Origin of the sequence: Enterobacter cloacae complex sp. P18RS, assembly GCF_014982105.1 — a bacterium.
Taxonomy (GTDB): domain Bacteria; phylum Pseudomonadota; class Gammaproteobacteria; order Enterobacterales; family Enterobacteriaceae; genus Enterobacter; species Enterobacter hormaechei_C.
The window spans coordinates 48070-64433 of sequence record NZ_JADCKV010000029.1; the positions used below are offsets into that span (position 1 = coordinate 48070).

Sequence of the window (16364 nt, forward strand, 5' to 3'; positions counted from 1 at the left end):
GAACAGCAGCAGGAACAGCCAGGTATTGAGCTGGTGGTCATGGTGCGTGATATCCCAGAGTTCCCCGGCGGTCCGCTGCGCGCTGATGTTCACCCTGCTGAAGTGGATAACTGGCTGGCGCTGGACTGGCGTCTGGAGGAATAACCATGCTGGTTGCCGATCCCCATTCGCCGGACTTTAACAGCTACGCCAGCGTGTCCGACCTGCGGGTCTTTGCCGCCGCGCGCGGATACACCATACCTGCCGAAGATGGCGAATGCAGCCAGATGCTGATGCAGGCGATGGACTTTCTGGAAGGAAGGACCTGGCGTGGTCAGCGCTCCAGCGCATCTCAGCCTCTATCCTGGCCGCGCTCCGGCGTACGCTTCGATGGTGTGGACCTGGCGGATGATGCTATTCCACAGCGCCTGATTGATGCCCAATGCCGCCTGGCTATCGAGTCGCAGGAGATTGACCTCACGCCGTCGGTCTCCGGTGGCGGCGCGGTCATAGCTGAGAGCGTACAGGGGGCCGTCTCTGTGCAGTACGAGCCGGGAACGAATAAGGCCACTCCATCATTCCCCTGGTTCTATTCCTCGCTGCGCGGGCTTGTGGTGGGCGGCAACCAGGTCCGGATCGAAAGGGGGTAGCATGGCAATCGACTATCGCCGCATGCGCGCCACGGCAACGCGGCTACTGACGGAGAACGGCAAAGCCTACCAACTGACTCGCGGCGGAACCACCAACCGCGATCAGTACGGGAAAGAGGTTATCACCGAGCCTATTACAGCGACCGTTACCGGCGTTATCACCGAATACTCCACGCGTGAAATCGACGGTTCACTGATTGCTACGGGCGATAAAAAATTGGCGGCCACGTTTGAAACGGAAGTGCGCATTGGCGACCTCATTGATATCGACGGAAAAAAGTGGCGCGTGGTTCAGCCGAATCCGGTTAAGCCCGCAGATGTGCTGATCTCCTACAACATCCAGCTGAGGACCTGATTATGACCAGTTCTGCAAATCAGCCGTTCCTGGCTGCCATTCAGTTGTTCGTCGATGGTTCAAAGCAGGAGATTGAGGAGGCGGTCCGCCGGACGGGTATCAAAATCCTCGGGCGGTTGGTGGACATGTCACCTGTCGGGCAGCCAGAAATCTGGCAGGTAAACCAGACGGCATCAGCCTATAACACCGCGGTGAGAGAGCATAACGCGGCGCTACGTGATGATCCGGCCAACCTTACAAAATCAGGGCGGCTCAGGCGAGGCCTGCGTGTCAACGATTCGATGGACATCAAAAAGCCAGAGGGTTATGTCGGGGGGCGATTCAAAAATAACTGGTATGTGGGGCTCGACAGCCAGCCTACAGAGACGAACGATACCCCAGATGCTTCTGGGCAGGGTTCCAACTCCCGCGGGCTGGCGGTGCTTGAAGTGTTCCGGGTGGGGCAGGTGAACTCGATTTACTTTACCAATAACCTGCCATATGCCCAGGCGCTGGAGAATGGTCATTCGAATCAGGCGCCCGGCGGCATGGTCGGACTGACCGCACTGGATGCTGCGCAATATTTCCGGGAGGCAATGAGCGAGGTACGCAATGGTCGGTGATCAGTCCATGCGAATAGCTGACCTGCTGGAGAGCCGGGTAGCCATAATCTCGGCTTCTCTCGGCTTGCCGATCGCCTGGCCGAATATCGTATTCGATCCACCGGATGCGCCATACGCCCGTGTTTATGTTTTACCTGCACAAACTGTAGGTCAGGACATAGAAGGTGTGATGCGTACCTATCAGGGGATATTGCAGCTAAACATCATTACTCCCGCAGGCTCAGGCGTGAGCCAGGCAAGAGGGCTGGCCCAGTCGGTGGCAGATGCATTCCCTGAAGGACTGCCGCTGGTGGACGGTAATCTGACGGTTTACATCAACGGGCCGCCGCAGGTGAGACAACCCATCCAGGACCGGCCAACCTCGGCGCCCAACGGGTCCAGTGGCTCCATAACCTACACCATTCCCGTCAGCATGCAGTACCGCGCTGACTACTGACCCGCCAGATGGCGGGTTTTTTATTAGCTAAATTCAGGAGAGTGCTATGGCATTCGCAATCCCTAACGGCTCGCGTGTGAACGTGGCCAAGGCCTATCAAGCCCCAATCACCTTTACCGCTGCCTCTAACGCGACGGAATGCGAACTGACCGTTGCATCGGCCTCCGGCATTCTGGCCGGTGACGTAGTTCAGGTGAGTTCCGGCTGGTTAAAGCTCGATAACATGGTGCTGCGCGTCAAATCGGTGACCAGTAATAAAATCGTGCTGGAAGCATTCGATACTACCGACACCACCAAATTCCCGGCAGGCACTGGCGCGGGCACGCTGCGCAAAATCGACTCATGGATCACCATGCCTCAGGTGATGACACTATCAACTGAAGGTGGTGACCAGCAGACCATCAGCGTGCAGTTCCTGGAAGATGACAAAGCGCGAACCATCCCAACGTTTAAAAACGCGGTGGTTCAGGTTTACACCTTTGCACACGACCCTCAACTGGCGATCTACAAACGCCTCATTGACCTGGATGACTCCAGCGACACCACCGCGGTCTGGTTCCATAACCCACGCGGCAAAGCTGATCGTTTCTACTCAGCCAAAGTATCGTTCCAGCGCGTACCGCGCACGGAAATCAACGCCGTGGAAAGTAACGAGGCGCGCATGAACTTCGAATCTGACATGCAGATTTACCCGATCGCCGATTCATCCGTTACGCCGCTGGCGTTCCTGACCGACCTGCCGGCCACCAAATCGGTTGCCACAGGCACAGCGCTGGATCTGGCGGTGGTAATGAAGGGCGGCTCAGCACCTTACACCTACGTTTGGAAGAAAGGCAGCACCGCTATTCCGGGCAAAACCGCATCGACGTTCAACATTTCGTCTGTCGCATCCGGTGATGCTGGCGTTTACACCTGTGAAGTCACCGACGCCGCGGGCAAAACCATCACCTCGGCTGCGTGTACTGTCACGATCAGCTAACCAATCAGGCCCGGTACGCCGGGCTTATTTTTATACCTCCGTACAAAGGTGTTCCAGCAGGTATCCGCGGTGTGCCTGTTAAAGTGGTTTCGAATATACTCATCCAAAAAAGTGAGGTTTTTATGGATGAGAAAGTGATGGCGTTGGCCACTCTAAAGGCCGCTCAGGATGCTGCTAGTTGGGCATTTTGGTCAATGATAGGTACATGGGTTGCTGGAATAGCGACCTTTTTGGCAGTGTGTGTATCTTTGCATCTGGGTCTAAAAAAGCCTAAGGCACATATCAGTTGCCGTATAAATGTTGGTGTAACGTGGCAAGGACCCTATCAAAAGAAAGGGGTGATGATTGTTATTACAAATCTTGCGCTTTATACCGTAAAAGTTACAGCTATAAATTGGACATTCAAAAAAGATATTACGTTTTATCAGCCGTTCCACTCACCATTATCAATGCAGCTGCCTCAAAAATTAGATTATGGAGAACAGGCAACTTTTTGGATAGATATTGATGGTGGCTCTGAATGGATTGAAAAAATAGCATTGGGTTTAAAAGAACAAAATGCCAACCCCAAAGATTTTAGATGCGTTGTCAGTGTTACAACTGGAGAAAGCTTCACATTTGAAATCGAAAAATCTTTGATGGACAAAATAACAAGTAGCTACCAACAGATCTCAGAGGCTGAGAGCCACTAATTGCAGGTTGGCTTTTATGCTAGTTGTACAATTACCATTATCCAATTTAAGACCCGCTCCGGCGGGTTTTTCATTTTTAAGGAATCGAAATGACCCAATTCTCCCTGATCCCAAACCCAACCTTTTCTGTTACCGCCAGTATCCCACGCGCTGGCGACGAAGACGGCAAACTGACGTTCACTTTCCGCCATAAAACACTCGAAGAGTTGCGTGCCATGGATTCGAAGATGCAAAAGGCTGCGGAAGGTAAAAAGGCTGTTATCGAGCCGCAAGCTGACTACCTCATGGAAATTGTCGAAGGATGGGCTCTGCCGGACGAGTTCAACCGCGAAAACGTTATTGTCCTCCTGCAAAACTATCCGCGTGCTTTTGACAGCATCGGCATGGCGTACACCAAAGAGCTGATGGGGATTCGCGAAAAAAACTGAGGCAGGTCGCCGCAGCGTTGTATACGCCGGGACCGACGCTCGCGGAGCTGAGCGCTTTTGGTTTGACGCCTGAGGACGTGGAGGAAGAGGTGGGGATCCTGCCCTCTGTGTGGAAGTCTTTCACCATCTTCTCTGCCCTGGCAACCCAGTGGCGCGTCGGCGCGAGCGGGGCCACTGGACTGGATTACAACGTTCTCCCCTGGATGTTCGAGTTACACGGGGTTGAGGATGCGGCGGCCTGCATGGCTGACCTTCAAATTATGGAAAGCGAGGCTCTCAAGGTAATGCACAAGGAGACGAAATAATGACAGACCAGATCGCCTCGATTACTTTGCGGGCCGATGTTTCTGACCTGAAAACAGCCAGCAACGAACTGGATAAACTCGGCCAGGCGGCGGCCGGTGCTGTAGATAAAGCAGATGATCTGAATAGCGTGTTCCGCGCTGGTGCTGAGTCTGCGAAGCAGGGCAGCGAAGGCATTAAGGAGCAGCAGGCTGCCCTGAAAGGCCTGCTTGAGAATATCGACCCGGTAAACAAGGCGCTTAACCGCCTTGATGAGCAGCAGGCGGCACTACGAAACTTTCAGGCCAAAGGTTTCCTGGATACCGATACCTTCCAGGCTTACAACAAAATCCTGGATGACACCCGCCTCAAGCTGACCGACACCGGCGAGGCAGCGGCGCGCGCTCAGGCCGAATTAGCCGCTACCCAGGCGGCAGAGAAGCAGTCCGCAGCGTTAAAGAACCTGCTGGGTTCCATCGACCCGACAATCCGTGCGTTCAACTCACTGGATGAACAGCACGCACAGCTGGTGGCCCATTTTGAAGCAGGGCGCATTAACGGCGCGCAGTTCGAGCACTTCAACACAATCCTTAACCAGACGCGTGAGCGCCTCTCTGGTGTCGCCGATGTACTGCCAGAGGCGCTATCCCGGCAGGAAGCTGCTGCCCGGCGCGCTGGAATCTCCGTTGGGCAGTACAGCGCAGCGATGCGTACGCTTCCGGCACAGTTCACCGATATCGCTACGCAGCTGGCTGGCGGCCAGTCTCCGTTCCTGATCCTACTGCAACAGGGCGGGCAGATTAAAGACCAGTTCGGATCGGTTCAGGGGGCGCTGTCCGGTGTCGGCGAATACATCCGCGGTATGGCTGGTATGATTAACCCAACCACGATCGCACTTGGTGGTCTGATTGGTACGATCGGCCTGCTGGCTGCCGCGGCATACAATTCATCAGAGCAATTCGACCAGGTAGCTCGCTCGGTCATCATGATGGGAGGTGCTGGCTTCGCTTCAATGCAGCAGCTCAACGAAGCCGCTGAGGAGGTGGCCGGCAAGACGAATACATCGATCAGTTCCACCGTCGATACGCTGGTTACACTGAACGATACTGGCAAATATACCGCCAGCCAGATGAAGCAGATCGCAACGGCCATCACCCTCATGGGTAAGGCCGGAAACGATACCAAAACGGCAATGGCCGACTTCGGAAAAATTGTCAGCGACCCGGTTAAGGGGCTGGCCAGCCTCAATGAGCAATATGGTTTCGTTGATGAGGCCATGATTAAGCACATCATCCAGCTTCGTAAGCAGAAGGGTGAGCAGGCGGCTGTTACCGAAGCCATTAACCTGTTTGCTGGCGTCATGGAAAAACGCGCACAGGAGACTATTGAGGCAACGGACAATATTGGCAAAGCATGGACTGGGCTAAAAGCATTCGCCTCTGACTCTTTCGGCCAGATCGGAATTACTGTGCGGGCTTGGGGCAATCAGGTTATCGAGGTGTTCAAGTTATTGAGCACTTCGTTTGAAGCCCTTTTCGTCAAGATGAAAGAGGTCTCCCTTGAAATTATGGGGGGGATGATCACCGGGTTCACGGATATTGCTAACAAACTTCCGGGCGGGGAAACTCTCATCAAATCCATGGGGTTTGATGGGCTCGCTGAGAGCGTTGCCAAGAACAGAGAGGCAGCAAGCAAGGAATATACTCAGCTTACCGCTGAGTACAACAAGCACATTGCTAATCTCAGTAAATCCCAGTGGCAATGGGAGGAGGAAGCGAAGAATGGTCTTGGCGGGGGTGTAAAAGGCACAGGCTCAGTTGATCGGCAAACTAAGGATGCCGTTTCAAAGCTTGCTGAGGACTCAGCCAAAAAGACCAAAGAGGCGAAAGCCACGCTGGAAGCTGGCGATCGCACCCTGGAGAACTACCGCGCCCAGGCCAGAACGTTAACTGAAACTCTCGAGATCCTCCGACAAACTGGCGAAACCCACGCTAAAAATACCGAGTTCAGTAAACAGCAATCTCGATTTGCTGAATTGGATGAGGCAGCCAAAACCCGCGCGCTGACTGCTCAGGAAAAATCTTTACTGTCGAGCCGTGAGGCGATTCTGAACGCCGCCAAGGTGGTTGATCAGAAGAACAAAGAAGTAGAGGCGCAGCAGAAGATTAACGGCCTAGCGCAGCAGGCGAATAAATACGTCACGCAGATGTCGGAAAAAACCGATGCATTGCGCGACAGTGCAGGCCTCAGCAGTCGGCAAACGCAGCGCATGATGGAAGAGGCGCAGCTTCGCCAGGGCTGGCTCAACGGTGGCGGTAAGCTTGACGATGCCGGTTATAAAAAAGAACTGGCAGCTCTCAGAAAATATTACGCTGAAGAGGACAAATTACGGGGCGACTGGAAAGCAGGTGCGGTAAGTGGATGGAATGAATATCTGGATGCGGCCACGAACACTTACGACGCCGTTAAAAACGTTGCCAGTTCCACGCTGACCGGCCTGGGCAACATGCTGACTGAGCTTATGACAACTGGCACCGCGTCAGTTAAAGAGTTCGGCAAATCTATGCTCAAGATGATCCTCGAGATAACCAACCAACTTATAGTGGCCTATACAGTACAGGCCGCGATGGGCTGGATAAGCGGTGGCAGTAAAGGCGGGAGCACACCAGGGGGATCTTACGCGAACGCTGCCGCTGGCCTAACTTTTAACGCTAAAGGCGGTGTTTATGATTCGCCAGGGCTCAGTAAGTACGTTAATGGGGTATACGACTCACCCCAGTATTTTACTTTCCAGGGGGCGTCCAAGTTTGCGAAGGGCGGTGTATTCGCAGAGGCCGGCGCTGAAGCAATCATGCCACTTACTCGGGATTCTGCCGGGCGGTTGGGCGTACGCGCCCAGGGCAGTGGCGGTATGGCTCCGGTTATTAATACCACCGTTAACGTTGATGCTGGTGGTTCTGCAACTGTTCAGTCTTCCAGCTCAGGTGATGCTATGGGCCGTGCCCTTGCTGATGAAATGCAGAACGCTGCGTTGCAGGTTATCCAGAAGCACCTTAAGCCTGGAGGCATGATCTACAACTTCAGTAAAGGCAGGTAGTGTTTACGTCGTCCCCTGGTTAATATGATGAAAACCATAAAAATCAGGGGATGATTGTGTTAAAAAAAATCTTTAAGAAGATACTCAAAACCATTGGTTTGCTCATTTTACTTTTAGTTGTTGTCCTTGTGGCAGCGAGACTTAGTCTGAAAACTGATGACGAATTGAAAGCTGAGGAAGCCAAAGCGTTATCTGATAAGAAGCTGGATGAGTTGAGAAGCGCGTGTGAAGCTTACGTAAGGATGTCAGTCATTAACAAAAGCACCCTGGACATGTCGGTGTTTGGCTCGAACAGATGGCTCGGTGATGACGGTAAGTTTTACGCCACGCAGGAGTTTAGCGCCAAAAATAAATTTGGTCTTGAGCAGAAATTCAGGGCTGAATGTATTGAAGACAAGGATGGGAAGACTGATTACCGGCTTGTAGAAATGAATGGAAGTTAAACCAAAATGGTTTGATATCTTTCCCTCCCATGCTTTCAACCAATATTAAGCCTCGCACATGCGGGGCTTTTTTTATGGAGTAAATATGGCAGTTGAAACATATAGCTGGCGCTCTCAGCTCGGTGCTGGCGCGATTGAATATAGCCAGGCAGTTCGCGCGGCGCAGTTCGGCGATGGCTATGAGCAAGTAGCCGATAACGGTATTAACTCCACGGCTATTCAGGTCCCTATGAAGCACACGGGCAACGAGTCGGAAGTGGACAGGATTCGTGATTTTCTCCTCGCTCATACCGTGAAAGCTTTCATCATTACGCCGCCAGGCGAAGAGAAGGGACTTTACCGCGTCGTAGCCGATTCCGTTCGTAAAACGCAGATCAGCAGCAAAGTTGCTGAGTTGACGTTCACCATCAAACGGGCTTACGGAGTGTACGCATAATGGCGTTAGTCGATCAGGCGGCGATGCTGGCGCCGGGTGGCAGGGTCCGCCTGGTTGAAGTTGACGCCTCAGAGTTCAGTGGCGGGATCCACCGATTCCACTACGCACCTTTCCCCCATACACCCGAAGAGATCGATGTTGCCAATGGAGATGAACAAAAGCTCGGACCCAAGCCAATCGTCTTCGGTGGCAATACCTACGATTTTTGGCCATTTCAGGTTTCAGGCCTGGAGCTATCAACAGACCAGGCGGCGGAGCCCACCCTCAGTGTCTCAAACCTTGACGGCCATATCACTGCGCTGTGCCTGCAATTTAAGGACATGGTTAACGCCAAAGTGAGCATTATCGATACCTATGCGGTCTATCTCGATGCCGTAAATTACCCTGGTGGCGTAAACCCTACAGCTGATTCGTCAATGTTCACACTTCAGACCTTCTGGCTTGACACCAAAACCTCCGAAGATGATGAGGTGGTTACCTGGGCACTCAGCAGCCCGGCCGATTTGCAGAGCCTTGTGATCCCCACCCGACAGATCACATCGCTTTGTGAATGGGCGCTGCGCGGTCAGTATCGTAGCGGCGATGGATGCACCTATAACGGCACTGCGTATTTCGACGCGAAAGGGAATCCGGTATCAGACCCTGCCCTTGATGTATGTGGCGGTTGCCTCAGTGACTGCCGCAAACGATTTGGCGCTGGCCTGGCAGACCCTGACGCGGCAATCCTCGATTTTGGTGGCTTCCCGGCAACCGTTCTCTTTATCCGATAACCGGACGTACCAATGAATAAAACCATAATGGCAGCTATCCGGGCGCATGCACTGGATGAATCCCCGCGTGAGTGCTGTGGCTTCGTTATTCAGTCTGGCCGTCGCCAGCGCTACATTCCCGTGCCGAATACGCACGAAAATCCGACAGAGCATTTTCGCATCGACGGTGAGCACTGGGCTAACGCCGAAGATATCGGGACGATTATTCGCGTCATCCACTCCCACCCGGGCGACGGTGCCCGGCCTATTCCGTCCGATCTGGACCGCCAGCAGTGCAACAACTCCGGCGTGATCTGGGGTATTTACGCGCCTGACAGCGATGAATACGCCGAGATAATGCCGGAGGCGGTGCCGCTTATTGGGCGTCCGTTTATCCTGGGCTCGAATGACTGCTGGGGGCTGATTATGGACTGGCATGCCATCCAGGGCGTCACGCTGAACGATTTTCGCGTCGATTACCCATGGTGGGAAAGCCAGTACCCGGACAACCTCTATTTTGATAACTGGGAGCGGGAAGGGTTCGTCGAGTGCGATCCGGCACCAGGCTGTATGGTCATCATGCAGGTTGATTCCGATAAGTGGAACCATGCGGGCATCATCACTGAAGAAGGTGAACTGCTCCATCACCTTTACGGCCAGCCTTCATGTATTACCCCGTATGCCCGAGGCTATTTCAAAGACCGCACGATGATCTGCGTTCGTCACAAAGACCTGCCGCAGGAGATAAATCCATGGCGCGTTTAACCACTATTCGTCTGTATGGCGCACTGGGCGCCCGGTTCGGGCGCGTGCATAAACTGGCAGTGCAGACATCTGCCGAAGCGGTAAAAGCCCTGTGCATCAATTTCGACGGGCTGGAAGACTATCTGATGAATGCCAAAAAAAACGGCATGACCTTCGCTGTGTTCCGCGGGAAAAGAAATATCAGCACTCAGGACTTCCAGGAGCTGACAGGAAACAGTGATATCCGCATTGCGCCGATTATCGAAGGTTCGAAAAAAGCCGGATTGTTTCAGACCATCCTCGGCGCCGTGATGGTGGTTGCAGGACTCGCCCTGGGTCCGGCTGGTTGGGGTGTAATTGGGGCGACTATGGCTGGTGGGCTAATTGCTGGCGGCGTCAGCTCCATGGCCGGTGGCGTCTACCAGATGCTATCTCCACAACCAAGCGGTTTGCAGATGCGCCAGGATGCTGACAATAAACCAAGCTACGCCTTTGGCGGTGCGGTTAATACCACAGCAATGGGAAACCCGGTCGCGCTTCTCTATGGCGTCCGCGAGATTGGCGGCGCCATCATCAGCGCTGGCATAGTCGCCGAAGACATCTGATAACTCCTTTCTGAATATCAAGCACCCAGTCGGGTGCTTTTTTTATGGATGTATTATGGAAGCGATCACTGGTGCAAAGGGTGGCAGCCAGAAGCAGCACACACCTGTAGAACAACCTGATTCGGCGCAGTCAATGGCGCGCTGCCGCATGCTGCTGGCGCTCGGGGAAGGTGAGTTTGCTGGTGGTCTGGATGCGACCAGCATTTTCCTGGACGGTACGCCCCTGGGAAACGCCGACGGAACGATGAACTTTGAAAACGTTTCCTGGGAATTTCGGCCGGGAACACAGACCCAGACGCCGATTCCGGGTTTTCCCGCAGTGGAGAACGAAACTACGGTTGGCGTATCGCTGACAAAAGCCACGCCCTGGACGCGCGCGCTGAGCAACACCCAGATTGACGCTGTGCTCGTTCGCATTGGTATTCCGGGTTTGCAGCAGCAGGAAAACGACGGGGATATTGTCGGCACTACCGTAAAGTACCATATCGATCTTGCTGTAGATGGTGGTGCGTTCTCTACGGTCATGACAAGAACCGTGACAGAGAAACTCAGTTCTCTCTATGAACTGACCCATCGCATTAATCTTCCGAAAGCCAGTACAGGCTGGCAGATTCGTGTGGTACGCGACACCGACGACAGCACCAGCCAGATGTTGCAGAATAAAACGCAGGTACAGGCAATCACTGAGGTGATTGATGCGCGCCTGCGTTATCCCCATACGGCGCTGCTGTATGTGTCGTTCAACGCCAAATCGTTCAACAATATCCCGAAGGTTTCCTGTAAACCTAAGGGGCGTATTATCCGCATCCCTTCGAATTACGATCCGATAGCCCGAACCTATAGCGGCACATGGGACGGGACGTTTAAGTGGGGCTGGACGAATAACCCAGCATGGATCTGGTTCGATGTGCTCACTGAGCCGCGTTTCGGACTTGGCCGACGCGTCACGGCGCAGATGCTGGATAAGTGGGAGCTTTACCGTATTGCCCAGCGTTGCGATCAGAAAGTACCTGACGGGAAGGGTGGCGACGGTACCGAGCCGCGCTTCATGTTTGATGTCTACATCCAGTCGCAGGCTGATGCGTGGCAGGTAATCAAAGACATCGCCGCAGGGTTCAATGGTATGACGTTCTGGGGCAACAATATGTTCAATGTTGTCTCGGACATGCCGGCGGATACGTCGAAGCTGCAAATCCTTACCCGCGCTTCGGTGGTGGGCAAACCGGTTTACTCGAGCGGCAGTGAAAAGACCCGCTTCTCCAGCGCGCTGATTAACTTCAGCGACCCTGACAATCACTATCAGGACCGCACAACAGCGGTGATGTTCCCGGACCTGGTTAAGCAGTTCAAGTTTAAGCAGACGCAGATCACCGCAATCGGCTGTACGCGCGAGAGCGAAGCACAGCGCCGTGGCGGGTGGGCGGTGTATTCCAACTCACTCGACCGGATTATTACGCTACAGACCGGGCTTGATGGCTATGTCTACGTGCCGGGTACCGTGTTTGCATTTGCTGACGAACGCCTTTCAGGGCGTGTTTATGGCGGGCGTATAACCGGATATAACGCCGGGTTGAAGGCTGTGACAACCGATCGGGGAACCAGTGCCGTTGCGGGTGACACACTGATGATCCGCACACGGGGCGGTACCGTTGAAAGCAGGGTGATCCAGGCCGTAAACGGCACGCAGCTGGTGGTCGCCACGCCTTTCACGGCAGAGCCGTTACCCAACGCTGTATTCGTCATCGATGCCGGGCAGTTGCGCCTGCAATACTTCCGCGTTACGAACCTGAAATTTGATGATGAAGAAAACACCTTCACAATCACCGGGGCCGAATATAATGCATCAAAATATGATGCGGTCGATAACAATGCCCGCCTGGACACGCCGCCAATTAGTCTGATACCAACCGGCCTCGTCAACCAGCCGACCAATATCGTGGTAGCGAGCTATGACGCAGTGCGCCAGGGGCAGCGAGTGGCTACCCTGACGGCATCCTGGGATGCGCCGGTCGACAAGAACGGCAAACCACAGGCGGATGTCATAGCCTATCGGGTGCAGTGGAAGCGCGGCGACAATGAGTGGGTTAACGTACCGGAGACCGGTCTTCGCAATATCGAAGTGCCTGGCATCTTCGCGGGTGATTATCTGGTCCGTGTACGCGCGATCAACTCCGGCGGTGCATCGAGTCTCTGGGCAACTTCCACGCTTACACACCTGAAGGGACGCGCGGGTGAGGTACCCAAACCTGTCGGGCTTAAGGCCTCCGAAGACGTCGTATTCGGAATCAACGTCACCTGGGGATTCCCGGCTAATACCGGCGACACCCTGAGCACTGAACTGCAATACAGCATTGCCGCTGACGGTTCGAATCCGATGCTTTTGGCATCTGTACCGTATCCGCAGAAACTTTATCAGCAGATGGGGCTGAAGGCGGGGCAGGAATTCTGGTACCAGGCGCGGCTTGTCGACAGGATCGGGAATCAGAGCGGATGGACCGACTGGGTGCGCGGGCAGGCCAGCATCGATGTATCCGATATCACCGATGCAATCCTGGAGGACATGAAAGGCTCCGATACGTTCAAAGACCTGATCGAGAACGCGGTGGACAGCAATGAAAAAATTGCTGGCATGGCTGACGATATCAAACAGGCCAACGACGAACTGGCGCAACAGGCGCAGGAAATCGCCAAAAACGCCCAGGATATCGGGAAGGTTCAGACCAACGTTACAAACCTGTCGAGCAAGGTCGGAGATGTGTCTTCTTCTCTGAACGAGCTTGAGCAGACAGTGGCGACGGCCGATACCGCGCTGGGCCAGCGCATCGATAACATCAGCGTGTCTATGGACGGCATGGCTGGGGGAGTGAAGAACTCCGCCATCGCGATTATTCAGGGCAATCTGGCGCAGGTGGCGGCGCGCAAAACGCTTTCTGCATCCGTCGCCGGTAACAGCGCGCAGCTGGACCGCATTGATGAGGTTATCGTCAACGAGAAGGAGGCAACGGCGCGTTCGCTGCTGAGTTTGCAGACTGACGTGAACGGCAACAAGGCATCCATCAACAGCCTGAACCAGACGTTCTCCGATTACCAGCAGGCTATGGCCACGCAGGTAAACAGCATCACGGCAACCGTCAACGGGCATACTTCAGCGATCACCACCAACGCGCAGGCCATTGCGAACGTCAACGGGGACCTGAAGGCGATGTACAGTATCAAGGTCGGGTTATCCAGCAATGGTCAGTATTACGCGGCAGGGATGGGGATCGGCGTGGAGAATACGCCGTCCGGCATGCAGTCGCAGGTTATCTTCCTGGCTGACCGCTTCGCCGTTACTCACCAGGCCGGAGCGACCGTTACGCTTCCGTTCGTTATTCAGAACGGGCAGGTGTTCATCAGAGACGCGCTGATAGGTGATGGCACCATCAGCAACGCCAAGATCGGCAACTACATCCAGTCCAATAACTATGTTGCTGGCTCAGTCGGGTGGAGGCTGGATAAGGGCGGTACGTTTGAGAACTACGGTTCGACAGCTGGTGAGGGGTCCATGAAACAGACAAACCAGACAATCAGCGTGCGGGACTCCAGGAATGTGTTGAGGGTGCAGATCGGGAGAATCACGGGAACATGGTAACGGGAGGCCTCTTACGGGGCCTCTTTTTTTTTCAGGAGGACTGGATGGCGGAATATGGTGTTCAGACATGGGACGCCTCAGGCAATGTAAATAACTATGGCGTTAAGCCTGTCAGCATTTGTGGCTATCTCCAACTGGCCCAGAACCAGAAAACAGGCTCTTACACCGTAGCGCTTCCACCGGGTTGCAGGCTGACCTATTTTCAGAGCATGAACGGCGATCAGTTTGGTACGAGTCGGAGGAAGATCACCATTTCGGGGGGAGCAGCAACAGTGTCAGCAGTAGGCGATACCGACTACTCAGCAGGGACTGAGCCTGCGGCAGCGGCTTATCTCATTTTCCAGATCGAGAGGGCATAAATGGCGGAGTATGGCGTTTTACTGACGACCACGAGCGGGGAAGTATGGGTGACCGCGAACAGCTCGCCAATCGCTCTTCAGGCGCGAAAGACAGCGGCACTTCAGGGAACATCGGGGTTCAATACCAAAGTGACGCACACATTCCCCGCAGGTCAGCCTGTTGTCGCCTTCGTTCATTGCACGGTTGAGGTCGAAATCACTCAGACGATAAGCGGGAACACCATCACGATTGATTTTCTCAGACCGAATGCAACCGGCACAGCGTACGTTTATTTTTTCTCTATTTTCCCGCAGACAAAGCCAGACTACGGGCTGGCCGTGTGGGATGCATCAGGGACGCTGATTTTAACAAACGAAACGCGCACGCTGAGCGATGTTGTCACCCTCGGTACCGCCGGGGTGGATGCCAGCTCAGGATACAACATCAATACAACTCTGGCGGGGAAGTGGGCCTGTATGCCTGCCATGCTGGGGCTAATTACCGGGGTTATATCGGCTGGCGGTCAGCCGCAGCCATACATGGCCATATACAAGAGCATGGCAAAACTTGAGGGAAGCAATACGCGGATATTCGCCAGACCGCAGACAACCCCCGGCGGCAACCTTCAAAACGTCGCGTATTCGAATCTGAGGAACGTGATTATGGCCATTAACTGCGCCAACTATGATTGATCGTTTTGAACGATCAATTTCGAATAATTGATCTACCAAATCAATTGTATCCCATTGATTCATATTGTTATTGTGTAGCTTCATGAATGCCCTGGGATATAACAAGTATGAAAAATATGATTCTTTGCCTGGCGGTAGCGGTATTGCTCTCCGGTTGCGCTGGCGTTATTGAGAAGCAGCAACCTGTATGCACCGGAACAGCCCTGGTTGGCGGACAGGAAAGCAGCGTCCAGATCTACGGAGTCCGCAAGCAAAATAATCAGACGCAGTACCGCGCCGGTTATCCCTTTAACTGGTCATGGGTGAGCGCCAACACGTTCACCAGCACTACCTGCCACTAACCCATTCAGTTTTGAACAAACCCCGCTCCGGCGGGGTTTTTTATTGCCTGGAGAAAATATGCTTTATAACACTGGCACCATCGCCATTAATGGAAACACCGCCACCGGCACCGGCACGAACTGGACGGCACCGGCCAGCCAGATTCGGGTTGGCCAGACGTTGTTTGTTCTTTCTAACCCGGTACAGATGTTTCAGATCACGTCCATCAACAGTGCGACGTCACTGACGGTTACGCCTGCCGCGTCTCCGGCGTTGAGCGGCCAGAAGTACGGCATTCTTGTTACTGATAGCCTCTCGGTCGACGGCCTGGCGCAGAGCATGTCTCAGCTCATCAACGAGTATGACGAGAACATTGGCGCGTGGGAGACGTTCGCCACTACCTCAGCAAACCAGAACATCACCGTCACCATCAACGGCGCTCGTGTAACCATTCCGGCGATCGGCAAAATGGTCCAGAAAGGGAGCAATGGGGCGGTTGGAATTTCGGACGGCGGGACCGGGGCAACGAATGCCGCTGACGCTCGCACAAACCTCGGTTTGGGAAACGTAGCCACTCTTAATACTGGCGAGTCTCGTGAAAACGTAGTTACGGTAGGTTCTTCTGGTATTGGAGGCAACAGTATCGGAACAGGGTCTGAAAACATCAATACGTTTGCCGGGAAAACATGTTTCTGGACTGGGCAAGGTAGCGGACCCATTACCGGTGTTGTTTTTGGTTTTACAGTAACCCACTCCACACAGTCATCCGCTTATAACACACAGGTTGCATTCAGAGGCGGGCGTTCTTATCTTCGCGCACTGGAAGGTGGAACCTACACAAGCTGGTATGAAAATTACTCAACAGCCAACACCACTAAAGCCAGTGATGGAACTCTTAAAGCGG

19 protein-coding genes are annotated in these 16364 nt (G+C 54.0%); all 19 read left to right on the forward strand.

Going from position 1 to position 16364, the window contains the following annotated elements:
* The first annotated feature begins 146 nt into the window (after positions 1-146).
* The gene (locus INF61_RS20460; protein ID WP_193548072.1) at positions 147-629 is read left to right on the forward strand and encodes a DnaT-like ssDNA-binding protein; all 483 of its coding nucleotides are present in this window, start codon (positions 147-149) and stop codon (positions 627-629) included.
* Between the two features lies 1 nt (position 630).
* Positions 631-984 (forward strand): hypothetical protein, encoded by a 354-nt coding sequence (locus INF61_RS20465; RefSeq protein WP_193548073.1) that lies wholly within the window; start codon positions 631-633, stop codon positions 982-984.
* Between the two features lie 2 nt (positions 985-986).
* Positions 987-1586: a hypothetical protein gene (locus INF61_RS20470; RefSeq protein WP_193548074.1), complete on the forward strand. Its 600-nt coding sequence runs from the start codon at positions 987-989 to the stop codon at positions 1584-1586.
* Complete coding sequence (locus INF61_RS20475) at positions 1576-2022, forward strand: phage tail terminator-like protein (RefSeq protein ID WP_193548075.1); 447 nt, start codon at positions 1576-1578, stop codon at positions 2020-2022. The genes INF61_RS20470 and INF61_RS20475 overlap by 11 nt, the downstream gene beginning before the upstream one ends.
* Before the next feature lie 46 nt (positions 2023-2068).
* Positions 2069-3001, forward strand: coding sequence for a phage tail tube protein (locus tag INF61_RS20480; RefSeq protein ID WP_058674855.1), 933 nt, complete (start codon positions 2069-2071; stop codon positions 2999-3001).
* A gap of 71 nt (positions 3002-3072) precedes the next feature.
* The gene (locus tag INF61_RS20485; protein ID WP_193548076.1) at positions 3073-3693 is read left to right on the forward strand and encodes a hypothetical protein; all 621 of its coding nucleotides are present in this window, start codon (positions 3073-3075) and stop codon (positions 3691-3693) included.
* Positions 3694-3782: 89 nt separating this feature from the next.
* Complete coding sequence (locus INF61_RS20490) at positions 3783-4121, forward strand: phage tail assembly chaperone (RefSeq protein WP_193548077.1); 339 nt, start codon at positions 3783-3785, stop codon at positions 4119-4121.
* Between the two features lie 17 nt (positions 4122-4138).
* Positions 4139-4426: a DUF1799 domain-containing protein gene (locus tag INF61_RS20495; protein WP_045626282.1), complete on the forward strand. Its 288-nt coding sequence runs from the start codon at positions 4139-4141 to the stop codon at positions 4424-4426.
* Positions 4426-7500, forward strand: a complete 3075-nt coding sequence (locus tag INF61_RS20500; RefSeq protein WP_193548078.1) for a phage tail tape measure protein — start codon at positions 4426-4428, stop codon at positions 7498-7500. The genes INF61_RS20495 and INF61_RS20500 overlap by 1 nt, the downstream gene beginning before the upstream one ends.
* Positions 7501-7556: 56 nt before the next feature.
* Positions 7557-7943, forward strand: coding sequence for a hypothetical protein (locus INF61_RS20505; RefSeq protein ID WP_127341916.1), 387 nt, complete (start codon positions 7557-7559; stop codon positions 7941-7943).
* 85 nt (positions 7944-8028) lie between these two features.
* Positions 8029-8379, forward strand: a complete 351-nt coding sequence (locus INF61_RS20510; protein WP_022651622.1) for a phage tail protein — start codon at positions 8029-8031, stop codon at positions 8377-8379.
* Positions 8379-9149, forward strand: a complete 771-nt coding sequence (locus tag INF61_RS20515) for a phage minor tail protein L (protein ID WP_022651621.1) — start codon at positions 8379-8381, stop codon at positions 9147-9149. The genes INF61_RS20510 and INF61_RS20515 overlap by 1 nt, the downstream gene beginning before the upstream one ends.
* Before the next feature lie 12 nt (positions 9150-9161).
* The gene (locus INF61_RS20520) at positions 9162-9893 is read left to right on the forward strand and encodes a C40 family peptidase (protein ID WP_181522206.1); all 732 of its coding nucleotides are present in this window, start codon (positions 9162-9164) and stop codon (positions 9891-9893) included.
* Positions 9881-10477, forward strand: coding sequence for a tail assembly protein (locus tag INF61_RS20525; RefSeq protein WP_045621127.1), 597 nt, complete (start codon positions 9881-9883; stop codon positions 10475-10477). The genes INF61_RS20520 and INF61_RS20525 overlap by 13 nt, the downstream gene beginning before the upstream one ends.
* A gap of 55 nt (positions 10478-10532) precedes the next feature.
* Positions 10533-14108 carry a phage tail protein gene (locus INF61_RS20530; RefSeq protein WP_193548079.1) on the forward strand — a complete coding sequence of 1192 codons (3576 nt, stop codon included), beginning with the start codon at positions 10533-10535 and terminating at the stop codon, positions 14106-14108.
* Between the two features lie 44 nt (positions 14109-14152).
* Positions 14153-14467: a hypothetical protein gene (locus tag INF61_RS20535; RefSeq protein WP_193548080.1), complete on the forward strand. Its 315-nt coding sequence runs from the start codon at positions 14153-14155 to the stop codon at positions 14465-14467.
* Positions 14468-15139 carry a hypothetical protein gene (locus INF61_RS20540; RefSeq protein WP_045892418.1) on the forward strand — a complete coding sequence of 224 codons (672 nt, stop codon included), beginning with the start codon at positions 14468-14470 and terminating at the stop codon, positions 15137-15139.
* Between the two features lie 107 nt (positions 15140-15246).
* Positions 15247-15480, forward strand: a complete 234-nt coding sequence (locus INF61_RS20545) for a hypothetical protein (RefSeq protein ID WP_017382566.1) — start codon at positions 15247-15249, stop codon at positions 15478-15480.
* Positions 15481-15538: 58 nt separating this feature from the next.
* Positions 15539-16364: phage tail protein (locus INF61_RS22955; protein WP_227413525.1), on the forward strand; the 826-nt coding region annotated here is incomplete at its 3' end.